This window comes from Gordonia sp. AC31 (assembly GCF_031844505.1).
GTDB lineage: Bacteria > Actinomycetota > Actinomycetes > Mycobacteriales > Mycobacteriaceae > Gordonia > Gordonia hongkongensis.
The window spans coordinates 93,370-111,114 of record NZ_JAUZVK010000015.1 but is presented as its reverse complement, the minus strand read 5'-3'; the positions used below and the strand labels follow the sequence as shown (position 1 = coordinate 111,114).

13 protein-coding genes and 1 pseudogene are annotated in these 17,745 nt (G+C 68.9%); 7 read left to right on the top strand and 7 right to left on the bottom strand.

The genetic code is table 11. From position 1 onward, the window contains the following. Window positions 1-4 precede the first annotated feature (4 nt). The 4 genes from Q9R39_RS17795 to Q9R39_RS17780 all read right to left on the bottom strand — a co-directional run bounded on the left by Q9R39_RS17795 (window position 5) and on the right by Q9R39_RS17780 (window position 4,816). Window positions 5-943, bottom strand: a complete 939-nt coding sequence (locus tag Q9R39_RS17795; protein WP_311277893.1) for a DUF58 domain-containing protein — start codon at window positions 941-943, stop codon at window positions 5-7. Next, window positions 933-2,132, bottom strand: a complete 1,200-nt coding sequence (locus tag Q9R39_RS17790; protein WP_137810555.1) for a MoxR family ATPase — start codon at window positions 2,130-2,132, stop codon at window positions 933-935. The genes Q9R39_RS17795 and Q9R39_RS17790 overlap by 11 nt, the downstream gene beginning before the upstream one ends. Window positions 2,133-2,317: 185 nt before the next feature. Then, window positions 2,318-3,832, bottom strand: coding sequence for an NlpC/P60 family protein (locus tag Q9R39_RS17785; protein WP_058250573.1), 1,515 nt, complete (start codon window positions 3,830-3,832; stop codon window positions 2,318-2,320). Between the two features lie 372 nt (window positions 3,833-4,204). Further along, window positions 4,205-4,816: a DUF6676 family protein gene (locus Q9R39_RS17780; RefSeq protein WP_058250390.1), complete on the bottom strand. Its 612-nt coding sequence runs from the start codon at window positions 4,814-4,816 to the stop codon at window positions 4,205-4,207. Window positions 4,817-5,198: 382 nt separating this feature from the next. Here Q9R39_RS17780 and Q9R39_RS17775 point away from each other — a divergent pair, with 382 nt between their 5' ends. Both Q9R39_RS17775 and Q9R39_RS17770 read left to right on the top strand, forming a co-directional pair. Further along, window positions 5,199-8,000: an aconitate hydratase gene (locus tag Q9R39_RS17775; RefSeq protein WP_058250389.1), complete on the top strand. Its 2,802-nt coding sequence runs from the start codon at window positions 5,199-5,201 to the stop codon at window positions 7,998-8,000. Between the two features lie 15 nt (window positions 8,001-8,015). Beyond that, the gene (locus Q9R39_RS17770) at window positions 8,016-8,582 is read left to right on the top strand and encodes a TetR/AcrR family transcriptional regulator (protein WP_058250388.1); all 567 of its coding nucleotides are present in this window, start codon (window positions 8,016-8,018) and stop codon (window positions 8,580-8,582) included. Between the two features lie 2 nt (window positions 8,583-8,584). Here Q9R39_RS17770 and Q9R39_RS17765 read toward each other — a convergent pair whose 3' ends face one another. Further along, complete coding sequence (locus Q9R39_RS17765; protein WP_058250387.1) at window positions 8,585-9,457, bottom strand: hypothetical protein; 873 nt, start codon at window positions 9,455-9,457, stop codon at window positions 8,585-8,587. Window positions 9,458-9,493: 36 nt separating this feature from the next. Here Q9R39_RS17765 and Q9R39_RS17760 point away from each other — a divergent pair. The 3 genes and pseudogenes from Q9R39_RS17760 to Q9R39_RS17750 form a co-directional block, all read left to right on the top strand. Next, window positions 9,494-10,887 (top strand): annotated as a pseudogene (locus Q9R39_RS17760) (GMC oxidoreductase); the annotation flags it as partial. Window positions 10,888-11,000: 113 nt separating this feature from the next. Beyond that, entirely contained in the window at window positions 11,001-12,563 is a 1,563-nt protein-coding gene (locus Q9R39_RS17755; RefSeq protein WP_078112388.1) for an AMP-binding protein, read from the top strand. 12 nt (window positions 12,564-12,575) lie between these two features. Continuing rightward, window positions 12,576-13,562 carry a histidinol-phosphate transaminase gene (locus Q9R39_RS17750; protein ID WP_139362995.1) on the top strand — a complete coding sequence of 329 codons (987 nt, stop codon included), beginning with the start codon at window positions 12,576-12,578 and terminating at the stop codon, window positions 13,560-13,562. Here Q9R39_RS17750 and Q9R39_RS17745 read toward each other — a convergent pair. Next, window positions 13,546-15,174: an ABC-F family ATP-binding cassette domain-containing protein gene (locus Q9R39_RS17745; protein ID WP_065632168.1), complete on the bottom strand. Its 1,629-nt coding sequence runs from the start codon at window positions 15,172-15,174 to the stop codon at window positions 13,546-13,548. The two genes, Q9R39_RS17750 and Q9R39_RS17745, sit on opposite strands and share 17 nt — an antisense overlap. A gap of 100 nt (window positions 15,175-15,274) precedes the next feature. Between Q9R39_RS17745 and Q9R39_RS17740 the strand changes: the two genes are divergently transcribed. Both Q9R39_RS17740 and Q9R39_RS17735 read left to right on the top strand, forming a co-directional pair. After that, complete coding sequence (locus tag Q9R39_RS17740) at window positions 15,275-16,087, top strand: SDR family oxidoreductase (protein WP_078112386.1); 813 nt, start codon at window positions 15,275-15,277, stop codon at window positions 16,085-16,087. A 58-nt stretch (window positions 16,088-16,145) separates the two neighbouring features. After that, window positions 16,146-17,273: a lycopene cyclase family protein gene (locus tag Q9R39_RS17735; RefSeq protein ID WP_311277892.1), complete on the top strand. Its 1,128-nt coding sequence runs from the start codon at window positions 16,146-16,148 to the stop codon at window positions 17,271-17,273. Here the strand turns inward: Q9R39_RS17735 and Q9R39_RS17730 are convergent, their stop codons facing one another. Continuing rightward, on the bottom strand, window positions 17,274-17,666 hold the full coding sequence (locus Q9R39_RS17730) for a DUF1992 domain-containing protein (protein ID WP_078112385.1): 393 nt from the start codon (window positions 17,664-17,666) through the stop codon (window positions 17,274-17,276). Window positions 17,667-17,745 lie beyond the last annotated feature (79 nt).

Below are 17,745 nucleotides of genomic sequence, written 5' to 3'. Positions count from 1 at the left end.
CGACCTACCCCACCCCCGCCGCGAGGCCGCGGCGGCGTTGTGCGACGAACCTGACGGTGTCGGCGATCCACTCCCGATCCGTGCGCAACGTCAGGATCGCGCCGCCACAGCTGCGCAGGGTGCGGTGGACCCGCTGCTGGTGTGCGCGCGCCGCGGCCGCGAAGTCGCGCCGGAGGTCGTCGGTGATCGTCACGTCGTGGATCTCCCCGGACTCCGCGTCGGCCAGGGTGACCTCCCCGATCGCCGGGAGGTCGAGATCGCGGGGGTCGAGGACCTCGACCGCCAGGAGTTCGTGGTGCGCCCCGATGGCGCGCAGCGAACGCTCCCAGTCGATGGGGCCGAGGAAGTCGCTGATGACGACGGCGAGGCCGCGCCGGCGCTGGGGCCGTCGAAGCGCCTCGATCCCCGCCTTCAGGTCACCCCGGACGCCGGGCGAGCTGCGTCGCGTGGTGGCGATGGTCTTGAGGAGGTTCTGGGCGTGCGCGCGCCCGGCACGGGCCGGTACCCGCACCACGTCGTCACCGGTCACCACCAGCGCGCCGTGCCGGTTGCCGCCGCCGGTCGTGAGGTGGACCAGAGCCGCGGCCGCGGCGACGGCCAGGTCGCGCTTGGTGCAGTCGACGGTGCCGAAGTCGAGGCTGGCCGAGGCGTCGACGACGAGCCAGGTCTCGAGTTCCCGGTCGGCGATCATCTGCCGGACATGCGGCTGGGTCGTGCGTGCGGTGACCGACCACTCCATTCGCCGGACGTCGTCGCCCGGCTGATAGGCCCGCGCCTCCCCTGGTTCCGAACCCGGCCCGGGGATCAGACCCAGGTGCTCGCCCTGGAGCACGCCGTCGAGTTTGCGCCGCACGGTGAGCTCGAGCATCTTCAGCGCCGCCGTCAGCTGCGCCTCGTCGAGCAGCCCGGCGCCGAGACGCGGTAGGTCCCGATTAGCCGCCATACTGAGGTGAATTCCGGTTCGCCGGGGCCGAATTCGGGTCCATCGGACCGGCGGACTGCGGGACCTGCTGTCCCGCATACCCATTCGGCCCGTGTCCGGGATTGGGCGCCTGCTGCTGTCCGGCCGGGTACTGCCCCTGCGGCACCGGCTGCGCGCCGACCTGCGGTAATCCGACGGTCTGCAGGACGCGGGCGATGACCTGGTCGGCATCGATCTCGTCGGCCAGGGCGTCGTAGGACAGCACGAGGCGGTGCCGCAGCACGTCGGGCATGATCTCGACGACGTCCTGCGGGATCACGTAGTCGCGTCCGCGGACCAGCGCCAGGGCGCGGGCAGCGGCCACGATGCCCAGCGTCGCACGAGGCGACGCGCCGTAGGACAGCCACGACGCGACGTCGTTCAGGCCCAGCTCGGCCGGTCGGCGGGTGGCGTTGATGACCCGGACGACGTAGTCGACGAGCGCGTGGTGGACGAAGACGTTCGCCGCGGTCCGCTGCAGGCGCAGCATCGCGGCGGGGTCGAGGACCTGGGAGGCGGTCGGCGGGACGTTGCCCATCCGATAGACGATCTCGCGCTCCTCCTCCACCGACGGGTAGTCGACGAGGACCTTGAACAGGAAGCGGTCCCGCTGCGCCTCGGGCAGCGGGTAGACACCCTCGTTCTCGATCGGGTTCTGCGTCGCCATGACCAGGAACGGATCCGGCATCGAGTACGTCTTGCCGCCGATCGAGACGTGCCGCTCTGCCATCACCTCGAGCAGCGCCGACTGCACCTTCGCGGGTGCGCGGTTGATCTCGTCGGCGAGCAGGAAGTTCGCGACCACCGGGCCGAGCTCGGTGTCGAACTCCTCGCGGCCCTGACGGTAGATACGCGTACCGATCAGGTCGGTGGGCACGAGGTCAGGGGTGAACTGCACTCGCGAGAACGACCCGCCGACGACGCGGGCGAACGTCTCGACAGCGAGCGTCTTCGCGACACCCGGCACGCCTTCGAGCAAGATGTGTCCGCGCGCGAGGAGACCGACGAGAATGCGCTCGACGAGCTGATCCTGGCCGACGATGACGCGCTTGACCTCGTAGATGGCCCGCTCGAGCAGGGCGACGTCGGCGTCGCTCAGCACCGAGCCGTCCGCTCCTGCCGCCGCGGGATCCCCCGTGGCCGCCTTGCCGAGGGAGTGCGATTCGGTCAACCCGTGCTCCTGTTCCTCTGAACTGCTGTTCCGTCGAACCGCGAGGGCCCACGGGCGGCGCGAACGCGCAGCGCGCAGGCGTCGACCCCGCGTGTCTGTGCCAGCCTAGCCGTGCCGGCTGAAAAGGTGCCAAGAAGACTCGGCGGGTGTCGGTCGTTCACAGCTGCCGCCGGAACCACCACGCCTCAGAGCAGACGGACCACGTTCGGCATCGCACCGTTGGTGCGCAGCGGGGACACCTTGACCACGTCACCCGACTGCGGTGCCTCGACCATCTTGTTGTCGCCGAGGTACAGCGCGACGTGCGCACTCGCGTTGGGGCCGTAGAAGATCATGTCGCCGCGTCGCATCTGTGACAGCGGGAACTGCGGCCCCGAGGTGTACTGGTAACCGGTGTAGTGCGGCAGTTCGATCCCGACGCCGGCGAACGCGTAGATCATCAGGCCGGAGCAGTCGAAACCGATCTTGTTGTAGTCGCCGTAGCTGTCGGCCACACCGCCGTCGCGGATTCCCTGCGTCGGGCCGTTCGCGTCGCCACCGCCCCAGGCGTAGGGCACGTTCAGCTGCGAGAGCGCACGGTTGACGGCGATCTCGACGGCTTGCGGACCGCGCAGCCCGGGTCGGACGACGCCGCCCCCGCCCCCGCCGCCGCCGGAGGAACTGCCGAACAGAGAGCCGAGGCTTCCCGAACCGAGTCGCGCACTGAGGGTGTCGCCACCGCTGCTGCCGGTGATGTCCGCACCGCCGATGCCGAGCTCGTTCAGCAACTCGGACTGGGGCAACTGCTGCTGCCCGACCAGACCGGCGAGGATCGACGAACCGACGTCGATGGCGAGGCGCGCCGCGGCCTCCGCCGCGACGGCCAGTGCCTGGTTGTCGGTGGCGGGCGTGGCGGGCAGCGCCTTGAGCGCCCCCTCGGCCGACGGATCCGTCGGGAACAAGTTCGAGAGCAGATCGCTCGTCGACGGCCCCTCGACCGTCTTCTTCGGCACGTATCCGCGAATCGTGTTGAGGCGCTTCTGGACCCGGTCGCGTTCCCCGATCAGGGTGGCCTTGCGCTTCTGCTGCGAAGCGATGGCGGCCTTCGCCTCGGTGACCGCCGCCATGGCGTCGGTCTTGCGCTGTTCGGCGCTCTTGGCCGCGAACGACGCCTGCCGGCGGGTGGCCTCGACGGCGGCGAGTCGGTTGGCCTTCTGGTTGCGGGCCACCTGCAACCGCCGGATCATCTCCTGCTGCTTCTTGCCGACCTGATCGATCAGCTTCATGCGGTCGAGGACGCCCTGCGGGTCTTCGGAGGCAACGTAGTTCGACATCGAACCCTGCTCGGGCCCCTGCTGGTACGCCAAGCGGGCGAACCGGTCGAACTCCTTCTGCGCGTCGACGACGGCCTTGCTCGATCGGTCGAGTTCGGTGCGTGCTCCACGCGCGGCCACCGTGGCGAGGCGCTGCTGCGCGAGCGAGTTCTGGAAGTCGACGATCGATCGGTTCACGTTCTCCTGGCGGGACGCGAGCGCCTGGTCGAGGTCGGCGATGTCCTGGTTGACCGTCGCGATCCGGTTGATCAGACCGGAGATGGGCGACTCGGGCGTCTTCTTGGGCGCCGCGTCGGCATGACCCGCGCCGACCGCGCAGACGAGTGCGACAGCAAGGGCCGCCGAGACGCGCGCCGGCCATGACGCACCAGTTCTTCCTCGCCTCACCTGGAACTCCTCGCGATTCGCGGGGATCTTCCGATCCCCGGTCCGGCGACCGTCCGGGGTGTCTGCACCCGCGGCGATCACGCACTGCACTTCCGCCACATCGGACCCTGTAGAGAACACAGGCATCACACGCGACATCAGAACCGTACGTCACATCAACCACACGAGAAAACCGTGTTCGTGAATTACAAAGGCGTGATTACCTGCGAATATGCCGTGAACTGGCGAAAGATCGAACGGTCGTCAAGGTCTCGAATTGGCAACAGACCGGAAGACACGCCGAGAAGGGTCCCCGCCGCGCGAGAACAAGGTGTCAGCAGCCGGGCCCACCCGCCGCATCGCCGGCCGGCCGAGGCGGCCCGGGCCTGCGTACTACCGGCCGGAAGCGGTCGGCTCGCGACGTGATGCCGACGAGTCATCCGACTCCGCGGCGGTGGCCTGCACGGGTCCCAGCGGGCCGGCGGCCAGGTTCTTGCGGGTGCGGACCTGCCGCAGCCGGGCGAGCACGGCTCCGCCCGCGACGACCAGGATCAGCAGGAGGCCCACGATCGTCCAGTCCACGTTGGGACCGGTCATCGTGTCGATCATCTGTCGCGCCGCACCCGCGGGGTCGGTGAGGGTCAGGCCGTCGGTGGCCTGTTCCTGCACCACCCGGCTGAATTCGGGCGACGAGCTGCCGACCGAGTTGGGGCCGAGCACGATGACGGTGCCGCCGACCTGTTCCTGCAACTGGTTCGCGACGTCGCGGTAGAGAGTGAACCGGGGCTGGACCTGGTCGATGACCACGAAGCTGACGTCATGGCCCTTCGACTGGGCGTATTCGACGACCTCGAGCATGCCGGGCAACTGTTCGGGCGTCGCCCCCGCGACGCCGTCGTCGGCGATGTCCCGCGACAGCTCACCCATGTCGACCCCGACGAGTCCGGTGAGTTCGTTGTTCTCCGCGGGAGCTGCCAGCACCAGCGTCGTCGCCTGCGGACCCATCCGCCACCCCTGCCTCTCGAGATCACCCGGGGTTGCGTGCACGTTGACGGGCGGTATCGCGCCGGCGTCGAGTGTCTCCTCGCCGAACCCCGACCTGCACCGTACGACACAATGGACTCGTCTGGGTATTCCGGTGTCGGCAGGTCCGATCCGGGGTGTCCCGGCCCGAGCTTGGTAACAGTACGCTCGTACTGTTAGACTGGACGACGTTGTCGCGGGTGGCCCTCGCGGACATCCGATGGTGCCGGCGCAGCCCGCCGGTGCAGAACGTCAGCCGGTGCGGCACGACTGCGCCGGATCGACCAGCCCCGCCCGACCGCAAGTGGATCATCGAGTAATCGCCGGCGCAGCCCGCCGGCACACGAGGAGAGTGGATTTAGACGTGAGTATCAATTCCTTCGGCGCCCGCGGCACGCTGGACGTCGGTGACAACAGCTACGAGATCTACCGTCTGAACGCCGTCGAGGGCACCGCCAAGCTCCCCTACGCTCTGAAGGTCCTCGCCGAGAACCTCCTGCGCACCGAGGACGGCGCGAACATCACCAAGGAGCACATCGAGGCCCTGGCGAACTGGGACCCGAACGCCGAACCGAGCGTCGAGATCCAGTTCACGCCTGCCCGCGTGATCATGCAGGACTTCACCGGCGTGCCCTGCATCGTCGACCTCACGACCATGCGCGACGCCGTCAAGGAACTCGGCGGCGACCCGGACAAGGTCAACCCGCTCGCACCGGCCGAGATGGTCATCGACCACTCCGTCATCATCGAGGCCTTCGGCAATGCCCAGGCGTTCGAGCGCAACGTCGAGATCGAGTACCAGCGCAACGAGGAGCGCTACAAGTTCCTCCGCTGGGGTCAGGGCGCCTTCGACGACTTCCGCGTCGTGCCGCCGGGCACCGGCATCGTGCACCAGGTCAACATCGAGCACCTCGCGCGCTCGGTGATGGTCCGTGACGGCGTCGCCTACCCCGACACCTGCATCGGCACCGACTCGCACACCACGATGGAGAACGGCCTCGGCGTCCTGGGCTGGGGCGTCGGCGGCATCGAGGCCGAGGCCGCGATGCTCGGTCAGCCGGTCTCCATGCTCATCCCCCGCGTCGTCGGCTTCAAGCTCACCGGCGCGACCAAGCCGGGCGTCACCGCGACCGACGTGGTCCTCACCATCACCGAGATGCTGCGCAAGCACGGCGTGGTCGGCAAGTTCGTCGAGTTCTACGGCAACGGTGTCGGCGAGGTCCCGCTCGCCAACCGCGCCACCATCGGCAACATGAGCCCCGAGTTCGGCTCGACCTGCGCGATGTTCCCGATCGACGGCGAGACCGTCAACTACCTCCGACTCACCGGGCGCAGCGAGGAGACGCTCGCGCTCGTCGAGGCCTATGCCAAGGAACAGGGCATGTGGCTGGAGAAGGACGCCGAGGAGGCCGTGTACTCGGAGTACCTCGAGCTCGACCTGGCCGACGTCGTCCCGTCGATCGCCGGCCCGAAGCGTCCGCAGGACCGCATCGAGCTGTGGGACGCGAAGAACGCGTTCCGTAAGGACATCCACAACTACGTCGAGAACGGCAACTCCGCTCCGCAGACCAAGCTGGACGAGGCGGTCGAGGAAACCTTCCCGGCGTCCGACCCCGCGACCCTGTCCTTCGCCGACGACGACGCCGAGCCGCTGCACTCGGCCGCCAACGGCGCCGAGGGCCGGCCGACCAATCCGGTCCGGGTGGATTCCGAGGAACGAGGATCGATGATCCTCGACCACGGGATCGTGACCATCGCTTCGATCACCAGCTGCACCAACACCTCCAACCCGTCGGTCATGCTCGGCGCGGCGCTCCTGGCCAAGAAGGCCGTGGAGAAGGGCCTGTCGTCCAAGCCGTGGGTCAAGACGTCGATGGCACCGGGCTCGCAGGTCGTCACCGGTTACTACGACAAGTCCGGTCTCTGGCCGTACCTGGAGAAGCTCGGCTTCTACCTCGTCGGCTACGGCTGCACCACGTGCATCGGCAATTCCGGCCCGCTGCCGGAGGAGATCTCGAAGGCGATCAACGACAACGACCTCACCGCCACCGCGGTGCTGTCGGGCAACCGCAACTTCGAGGGTCGCATCAACCCCGACGTGAAGATGAACTACCTCGCGTCGCCGCCGCTGGTCATCGCCTATGCCCTGGCCGGCACGATGGACTTCGACTTCGAGACCGACGCGCTGGGCAAGGACACCGACGGCAACGACGTGTTCCTCAAGGACATCTGGCCGACCAACGAGGAGATCGAGGCGACCATCGCCTCGTCGATCTCGCCGGAGCAGTACGCCTCGGACTACGCCGACGTCTTCAAGGGTGACGAGCGCTGGCAGAACCTGCCGACCCCGTCGGGCAAGACCTTCGAGTGGGACGACGAGTCCACCTACGTCCGCAAGCCTCCGTACTTCGAGGGCATGCAGCGTGAGCCGTCGCCCGTCTCCGACATCAAGGGCGCACGCGTGCTCGCGAAGCTCGGCGACTCGGTGACCACCGACCACATCTCCCCCGCGTCGACGATCAAGCCCGGCACCCCCGCCGCGCAGTATCTCGATGCCAACGGGGTGGCCCGCAAGGACTACAACTCGCTTGGCGCCCGCCGCGGCAACCATGAGGTGATGATCCGGTCGACCTTCGGCAACATCCGCCTGCAGAACCAGCTGCTGGACGGTGTGACCGGCGGTTACACCCGCGACTTCACCCAGGAGGGTGCACCGCAGTCGTTCATCTACGACGCCGCGCAGAACTACGCCGAGCAGAACATCCCGCTCGTCGTGCTCGGCGGCAAGGAGTACGGCACCGGATCGTCGCGTGACTGGGCGGCCAAGGGCACCAGCCTCCTCGGCGTGAAGGCCGTCATCACCGAGAGCTTCGAGCGCATCCACCGCTCGAACCTCATCGGCATGGGCGTCATCCCGCTGCAGTTCCCGGAGGGCGAGTCGCACAAGTCGCTGGGCCTCGACGGCACCGAGACCTACGACATTGCGGGTATCGAAGAGCTTAACAACGGGACGACGCCGTCGACCGTGCACGTCACCGCCACCAAGGAAGACGGCTCGACGGTGGAGTTCGATGCCAAGGTCCGCATCGACACCCCGGGTGAGGCCGACTACTACCGCAACGGAGGCATCCTGCAGTACGTGCTGCGCAACATGATCAAGAGCTGACAGGAGGCACTCGACGTGCCCAAGGTCAGCGATGACCGGCTTGCCGCGCGTCGTCGGGAGATTCTCGACGGCGCGCGGCATTGCTTCGCGGAGTACGGATACGACGGCGCGACCGTCAAACGGATCGAAGAGTCCACCGGCTTGTCCCGGGGTGCGATCTTCCACCATTACCGGGACAAGGAGGCGCTGTTCCTCGCGCTCGCGCGGGAGGACGCCGAGCGAATGGCCGATGTCGCGGCCGAGCAGGGCCTGGTGCAGGTCATGCGCGACATGCTCACGCGCCCCCAGGATTTCGACTGGCTCGGCACGCGCCTGGAGATCGCGCGGAAACTACGGACGGACAACGGATTCCGTGCGGAGTGGGTGTCCTACGCGGCCGAGGTCGAGCAGGCGACACTCAGCCGGCTGGAGCGGGGTCGGCAGGCGGGGCGCCTGCGCGACGACGTCCCGACCGACGTTCTGCTCAACTACCTCGACCTCGTGCTCGACGGCCTGATCACGCGGTTGGCCACCGGCCAGCCCACCGACGATCTGCACGCGGTGCTCGACCTCGTCGAGGAGTCCGTGCGCGCACACGACTGACCTCAGTCCGGGGCCAGCAGGGACACGACCTCGTCGATCGAACGGTTCGCCGACAACCGGTAGGCCCGCACCGCCTCATCGCCGGTCAGCTGGACAACGGGATCGGCTCTCGTACCTCTCGTCGTCCAGCGTGGCGATCCGGCCACCCCTGACCCCATCGGCCGCAGCTCCGGCACCGGCAAACGGGGGTCGTTCGGGACCGGCGTGAGTCCCTGCACCTGTCGCATACGCATTCCGACGGCCGCGACCAGCCAGCACTCGGCGACGCCGACGGGTCGGATCGACGACAGGACCTGATTCGCCCCGTCGAAGGTCATGGTCATGGTGTCGGCGCGCTGTACCCGCCACATCGAGCCGACCACGTCGAACCGTGCCGTCCGGTCGTTGTGCAGATCGAACTCCGCACCGAAGCCGCGCAGCGCCGCGGTGCACTCGACGGTCAGATACCTTGTCGCCGAATCGCGTTCGCGGCGACGCTCGTCCTCCTCGCGTCGCCGATCACCGATCGGGCGGTACTCGCGTTCGAGGGCGCCCCGGTCCGCCGCGGCCCCCTCGGCGAGGCGCCGATACAGCCACGCCGGGTCGATCTGCAGGAAGTACCGGTAATGAATCCGGCATGGCACGTCGTCCGCGGTCACCGGTCCGTCCCCGACGAGCATCTGCACACCGTGGTCGGCCGACCAGACGGCGGCGACCCGGCCGTCGACGTCGGCCACCCAGGACCAGCCCCGAGCACGGATCCCGGGCGCCGCCGCGGCGAGGACGACACTCAGCGCCGTACCCGGCTCCACAAGGAGTGAATGTGCGTGGGAAGCGACGTCATCCCCCATCGCCACGCTGTCGCGGTCCACCTCGATCTGCAGCGCAGCCGTCACACCCCGGAGCCTAACGTCCCGCGGCCCCGGCCGACTCGCCGATCGCGCACCGCGCCGGACGGCAACACCTTCGCCACGACGACCACCCCGGACAAGCGCGCCGCGTGGTTCGGCAGCCCCGCCGGCGCGAGTGCGGCGAGCGGCCTCCCGGTGGAGCCGTATCCCGGCGTGCTCGACCATGTGATGGGCAACGGCGTCGAGGCCGTGTGCGGCGCAGGCGTCGGCGGCGGGTCGCTCGTGTTCGGCTCCTTCACGCCCGTCCCCCGCCGACAGGACTTCGAGCACATCTCCCGGTGGCCGCCGACTACGCGCAGCTCGCCCAGACCCACTTCCCGCGCGCGAAGGCCGGGCTCGGCGTCTCGCCGCTGCCCGCGGACATCCTCGCGCACCCCGAGTACGTCGGGGCCCGGTCCTGGCTGAAGGTGATCGAGCGCTACGGCGCGTCACCGCACTTCTTCGACTTCGCCATCGACTGGGACATCGTCCGCGACGAACTGGCCGGCCGGGCCACCCCGTCGGTGACCGCGGGCGAACTGAGCTACGGCGTCAACAGCGGCGCCGAGAAGTCTCTCGACCGCAGCTACCTCCTCGCCGCCGAACGGACCGGAAACGTCACCGTCAAGCCGATGCACGAGGTTTTCGACATCCGGCCTCGCTCGCGCCGCGCCGGATTCGTCGTCACCGCACGGGTTCTCGACGAGCAGGGCCGCACGGTACGCACCGTGACCACCGAGGCCGATCACCTCTTCATGGCCGCGGGCTCCTTCCACACCACCCGGCTGCTCGTCGAAGCGCGCGCGCAGGGGCGCCTGCCGCGACTGTCACCGCGAATCGGCGACGGCTTCGGCGTGAACGGCGACTTCCTCACCATCCGGGCGAACCCCCGCGAGGATTTCGGCGCCGTCCAGGCCGGACCGGGCTACGCACGGATCTACGAGGACAACCTGCCCGGCGGACCGGTCTCGATGGTCTATCAGGCCACCCCGCTGCCGGCACCGCTCGGCAAGGCCGCGACCACCCACCTCGTGCAGGCCCACACCGACGAACGCGGCACGATCGATTACGACCATCGCATCCGGCGGGCGCAACTGAACTATCCCCACCCCGCCGACCGCAACGACCTCGACCGCCGCAGCAACGCCTTCATCAAGCGTTTCCACGAACGCACCGAGGGCCGTTTCGGCTTCGCCGCCAACGGAACCCACGTGTCGTCTCGCGCGCTCGGATTCGGTTCCGCGAGTACCTATCACGGGCTCGGCGGCGTCGTCATGGGTGCCGCGGCCGACGCTGACGGCGGAGTCCGGGGCTACGACAACCTGTGGGTCGTCGACGGTTCCTTCGTCCCCGGCGCAGTCGGCCTGGTGAATCCCGCGCTGACGATCACCGCGCTCGCGGAGCGAACCATGGACAGGTTTCTCGCGACGCACTGAGGAACTGCGAAATCGGACACGACGCTAGGGTACTGTGACTCGCAACACCCCGAACGAGCGTTAGATACGGTCGTTCGGGGTGGCCATCCCCTTCGTCACGAGGAGCGTCACTCTTGTTTCCTGGAGTCTTCGCGAAATCCACCCCCGACAAGCCGGCCGTCATCCGGGCCGCTACCGGCGAGGTACTGACCTACCGACAACTGGACGAGAACTCGACCCGGCTCGCCAACTACCTCGACTCCCTCGGACTCCGACGCGGCGACAACATCGCCGTGGTCTCCGCCAACGACTTCCACGTCTTCGAGGTGTACTGGGCGGCCCTGCGCAGCGGTCTGTACGTGACCGCGGTCAACCACCACCTCACCGCGGCGGAGACCAACTACATCCTCTCCGACTGCAACGCGCAGGTCCTGTTCGCCGGCGCCTCGGTCGTCGAGGCCGTGTCGGCCGCCGGCGAGATCGAGGCCCTTGCCGGCCCGGGTCGCCGCATCGTGTGGGGTGGCGATCTCGACGGCTTCGAGAATTACGACAAGGTCCTGGCCAATGCGTCGGCAGAGCCCCGCACCGACCAGCCGCGCGGCACCGACATGCTCTACTCCTCCGGGACCACCGGCCGTCCGAAGGGCATCAAGACACCGATGCCCGAAGGGCAGGTCGACCAGGTGCCCGACGCCTACACCGCGATCTTCGCACCCATGTACGGCTACGACGACTCCGCGGTCTACCTCTCCCCCGCGCCGCTGTATCACGCAGCGCCGCTGCGCTATTGCGGGATGACCAACTCGGTCGGCGGGACCGTCGTCATGATGGACCGGTTCGATCCCGAAGCGGCCCTCGCCGCCATCGAGAAGTACCGCGTGACCCACAGCCAGTGGGTGCCCACCATGTTCATCCGGATGCTGAAGCTGCCCGCGGACGTCCGCTCGAAGTACGACGTCAGCAGCATGAAGATCGCCGTCCACGCGGCCGCGCCCTGCCCGGTCGAGGTGAAGCGGGCGATGATCGAGTGGTGGGGCCCGGTCATCCACGAGTACTACGCATCGACCGAGGCCGCCGGCGCGACGTTCATCGGCCCGCAGGAGGCGCTCGATCATCCCGGCTCGGTGGGCAAACCGCTGCTCGGCGTGGTCCACATCTGCGACGAGGACGGCAAGGAACTCCCGACCGGCGAGGTCGGCCAGGTCTTCTTCGAACGCGAGGACGTGGCGTTCCAGTACCACAACGACCCCGACAAGACCCGCAAGGCCCAGCACCCCGAACACGAGAACTGGTCCACCACAGGGGATGTCGGATACGTCGACGACGAGGGTTATCTGTATCTGACCGACCGCAAGGCGTTCATGATCATCTCCGGCGGCGTCAACATCTACCCGCAGGAGGCCGAGAACGTCCTCATCAATCACCCGGCGGTGTTCGACGTCGCGGTGATCGGTGTCCCCGACCCCGACCTCGGCGAGGTCGCGAAGGCCTGCGTGCAGCTGGCCGACGGCCACGAACCCACCGATCGGCTCGCCGAGCAGCTGATCGCGTTCACCACCGAGAACATCGCGGCCTACAAGGCGCCCCGGTCGGTCGACTTCGTCGACGACCTGCCGCGCACGCCCACCGGGAAGCTCGTGAAAGGCGATCTGCGCAAGCGGTATTGGCCGGAGGCATCAAGCCCGTCAGCTGGTTGAGCCGCCCCACCGCTGGCCGAGCCGCCCGAACGCTGGTCGAGCCGGCACCGAGCGGAGCCGCCGGGCCGAGCAAGCGACGAAGGAGCGCGTCGAGGTCGAGGAGCCGAGTCGAAGCCACCTGGTGACCCGACCGCTCGTCCAGACCACAGCCCTCCGACGCCGTACTTTAGCCTACCCGCCGGGGCGACGGCCGTACTCTCCGCGATCCTGCAGGACTCGGCGGCGCAGTGCCGGGCCAGAGGTCGCACCGGACCGCGGATCGTCACCCCCGCACCGACATTCGAGGGTTTCGCGCTGCTCGCCGAGATGATCGGGCTTGGGATCGACACGACCCCGCTGTTCGACGCCGGGCGTCCCGATATCGGTGCGCTCGCCGCGGCCGCGCGTCCGGACACCGCGGCCGTCATCGTCTGCAGCCCGCACAACCCGACCGGATCGGTCCTCTCCGACACGGAGATCCGTGATCTGCTCATGGCTGTCGACCCGGCGATCCCGGTGATCCTCGACCAGGCGTACGTCGAGTACTGCCGGAACGCACCCGATGTCCGGACGCTGGTCGACGAGTACCCCAACCTGATCGTGGTGCGAAGCCTCTCCAAAGCCCACGGTCTCGCGGGACTGCGGGTCGGTTATGCGATCGGGTCGGCGACGTCCATCGGCGGTGCCCGCCGTCATGAAGTCCCTTTCTTGATCACCGCGGCCGCCGAACACGCGGCGTCGCTGGCACTTGCCGCGTCCGACGAGTTGGCCGGACGGGTCACGGCGATGCGCCGCGAACGCGATCGAATCGCCGACGCGCTGCGCGACTCGGGCCACCCGGCGCTGCCGAGCGAGGCGAATTTCGTGTTCGTGCCGGGCACCGACGGCATCGAGTTCGGGCGGCGGCTGCGGGCCGCGGGGGTCGTCGGCCGGGAGTTCGCCGAACACGGTCACCGGCTGACGGTGCCCGACCGCGCCGGGACCGATCGGGTCATCGAGGCGATCAGGCGAGCTCGATGAGCTCCTGATACTCCTCGCTCCAGTGGTCCTCGGTGCCGTCGGGCAACAGGATCACACGCTGCGGATCGAGCGCGGCGGCGGCGCCCGGATCGTGCGTGACCAGGACGACGGCCCCGGTGTAGCTGCGCAGGGCGTCGAGGACCTGTTCGCGCGAGATCGGGTCGAGGTTGTTGGTCGGCTCGTCGAGGAGCAAGACGTTCGCCGCCGAGGACACCAGCCCGGCCAGCGTGAGCCGGGTCTTCTCACCGCCGGACAGCGTGCCGGCCGGCTGATCGAGCTGGGCGCCGCTGAACATGAACGCGCCCAACAGGCCTCGGAGGTCCTGCTCGCCCGCGTCGGGTGCCGCGTGCCGGATGTTCTCCCACACCGACGCCCGGTCGTCGAGGGTGTCGTGTTCCTGCGCGAAGTAGCCGATCTTCAGACCGAATCCCGGCTCGATCGACCCTGTGTCCGGCTTCTCCACTCCGGCAAGCATTCTCAGCAGCGTCGTCTTGCCCGCGCCGTTGAGGCCGAGGACGACTACGCGACTGCCCTTGTCGATCGCGAGGTCCACCCCGGTGAAGATCTCCAGCGAGCCGTAGCTCTTCGAGAGTCCGGACGTCATCAACGGTGTCTTGCCGCATGCGGCCGGTTCGGGGAACCGGATCCGCGCGGTGCGGTCGGCCACCCGCTCCTCGTCGAGGGCGTCGATCATCCGCTCCGCGCGCTTGAGCATGTTCTGCGCGGCGGTCGCCTTGGTCGCCTTGGCACCGAGCTTCGCGGCCTGCGCGCGCAGGGCGGACGCCTTCTTCTCGGCGTTGGCCCGTTCGCGACGACGGCGCTGCTCGTCGGTCGCCCGGGCATCGAGGTACCGCTTCCAGCTCATGTTGTAGATGTCGGCCTCACCGCGCACCGCGTCGAGGAACCACACCCGGTTCACCACGTCGGCCAGCAGGTCGACGTCGTGACTGATCACGACGAGACCCCCCTCGTGGTTCTGCAGGAAGCTGCGGAGCCAGGCGATCGAGTCGGCGTCGAGGTGGTTGGTCGGTTCGTCGAGCAGGAGGGTGGTGTCGGATTTCCCCGAACCGTCGGACGCCGCGAACAGGATGCGTGCGAGCTCGATCCGTCGGCGCTGACCGCCGGAGAGTGTCCGTAGCGGCTGCTCGAGAACCCGGTCGGGCAGACCCAGGCTGTTGCAGATCCGCGCGGCCTCGGATTCGGCGACGTATCCGCCGAGGGCGGCGAAGCGCTCTTCGAGCCGGCCGTACCGCGCCACGGCCTTGTCCCGCAGCTTGTCGTCGGCGGCCTCGGCCATCTGCGCCTGCTGCTTCTCCATGTCGCGCAAGATCTCGTCGAGACCGCGCGCGGAGAGCACCCGGTCCTTGGCCAGGACGTCGAGGTCGCCCTCTTTGGGGTCCTGCGGGAGGTAACCGAGTTCACCGGACCGGCGGATCGATCCCGCGTAGGGTTCGGTCTCGCCGGCCAGGATGCGCAGCGTGGTGGTCTTGCCGGCACCGTTGCGGCCCACGAGGCCGATCCGGTCGCCGGGCTGGATGCGTAAGGCGTCGCCGGGCGCCGCCAACAGGGTCCGAGCGCCCGCTCGTACCTCCAGGTCGGTCGCGGTGATCACGACGGTCGATTCTACCGGTGCCGCGCCACTGCTTTTCCCACGTGCGGACCCCGGCGCCGTGCGGCCGAGTCGACCACCCCCGTCACGGTGGACCGATACGGTGTGGGACGTGACGCACTCCACAACGATTCCGCAGAACTTCCCGCAGTCCTCCGACTTGACCGGCCGGTCCGCGCTCGTCACCGGTGCCAGTCGCGGCATCGGTGAGGCGATCGCGACGGAACTGGCCCGACGCGGTGCCTCGGTCGTCATCACGAGCCGGAAGGCCGAGCCACTCGAGGAGGCGGCCGGCCGGATCCGGACGGCGGTGCCCGGAGCAACGGTCTCGGCGTGTGCGGGCAACACCGGCGACGCCGACGACCGGACGGCCGCCGTGGCCGCGGCCGTCGCACAGGGCGGCGGAATCCACATCCTGGTCAACAACACCGGGATCGCGCCGCTGGCCGGCCCGCTGATGGGGGCCGACCTCGCCGCGTACCGCAAGACGTTCGACACCAATGTCGTCGCCGCGCTCGGGTTCGTCCAGGAGGCCTACCGGGCGGGCATGAAGGACACCGGCGGGTCGGTCGTCAACATCTCGTCGGTCGCGGGTCTGCGGTCGACGGGCGTGATCGCGGCGTACGGCACGTCGAAGGCGGCGCTGATCCGCCTGACCGCCGAGCTCGCCTGGGAACTCGGTCCGGCCATCCGGGTCAACGCGATCGCCCCGTCCGTCGTGCGCACGAAGTTCGCCTCCGGGCTGATCGAGGGCGAGAACGAGGCCCGCGCGGCGAACTCGTACCCGATGAAGCGGATCGGGGAACCCGAGGACGTCGCCCGGGCGGTCGCCTTCCTCGCGAGCGACGAGTCGGCGTGGATCACCGGCGAGACCCTGGCCGTCGACGGTGGCATGCTCGCCACCGGCGGTTCGTGACGTCCCAGCCCGACGACGCGTCACCGTCCGGATCGTCGCCCGCGCCGAAGGACAGGATGTGAGTTCCGGAGTCATCGTCGCGGGGGCCGGGCCGGCCGGCCGCGCCCTCGTCCACCGCCTGGCCCGTGCCGGCGTACCGGTCACCCTGGTCGATCCGTCCCCCGACCGGGTCTGGCGGTCCACGTTCGCCTGCTGGTCCGACGAGTTGCCCGAGTGGGTCGAGCAGTCCGCCGTCGCCGCCCGGACCGAGCGCATCGGGATCGCGGGCCGCGAACTCGAGGAGGTGGCCCGCGGGTACACCGTCTTCGACACCCCCGGCCTGCAACGGTCACTGACCCTCGACGGGGTTCCGACCCGTTCCGCCCGGGTGGTCGAGATCGACGGCGCGCGTGTGCATCTCGATGACGGTTCGGTCCTGACCGGCGATGTCGTGGTCGACTGTCGCGGTGCGCTCCCCCACGACGCACCTCGACAGACCGCGTACGGGATCATCGTCGACGCGGAGGTGGCCGCACCCGTGCTGGACGGACACGAGGCACTGCTCATGGACTGGCGGGGTGGCGCGACAGACCGCCGGGCGCTGCCGTCCTTTCTGTATGTCGTGCCGCTCGGCGGGGGCGAGTACCTCCTCGAGGAGACCTGCCTCGCCGGGCATCCCGCCCTCGGTCTCGACGAACTCGAGCGCCGCCTGGCCGCGCGGCTCGGCGGGATGCCGTCGGGGATCCGGCGGGTCGAGCACGTCGACTTCCCGCTGACCGGCTCGTCACCACACCCCTGGCGCGATCCCGTTTTCCGGTTCGGCGCCGCGGGCGGTTTCAAGAACCCGACGACCGGCTACAGCGTCGCGACATCGTTCATGTGCACCGACGCCGTGGTGGCCGCTCTCGCCGCGGGTCGAGAACCCGCCAAGGATCTGTGGCCGCCGTCCACCCGTGCGGTACACAACCTGCGTCTCCGTGGGCTCAGCGCTCTGCTGGGGCTCGGTCCGTCGCAGACGGTCGCCTTCTTCGAGGCGTTCTTCACGATGCCCCTTGCCGCACAACGCAGTTACCTGAGCAAACGGGACGATCTCACCGGCACGATGAGCGCGATGACCAGGGTCATCGCTGCGGTCGACATGCGTACTCGCGTCGTGGTGGCGCGCGGTGCCATGTCCACCCCGGCGTGGGCCGGCGACGCCGGCTGATCACCGCCGCAGAGCCCGCCAGCGTCGGATCACGTCATCGACGTCGACGGTGTGCGCCACGACGCTGTGCGGCAACGCCATCTGGCGGGAGGCGAGATGTGCCTCTCGCACACGGCGATTGAACTCGACGAGGATGTCGCGGACCGCGTCCTCGTCGGCGATGTGGCGCAGCGACTCCGGGAAATCCTGTGCCTCCCGGCGCAACAGCAGCGGCGCCGGGAGCAACGCGGACGAGTCGAGGTTCTCCTCGCGGATCTTGCGTTTGACCCACCAGTCGGGATCGTCGCTGTCGGTCAGGTCCAACGGCTTCCCCGCGCCCGGCAGGTTGTCGAACTCGCCGCGTTCGGTGGCCTCGCGGATCATCCGCTCGACCCGCGACTCGAAACGCCTCATGCGATCAACTCCCCGCACGGAAGTGCCCTGTCGACGAACAAGCGCCGGACCCGGTCGTCGATCATGACCGGGGCCGGCG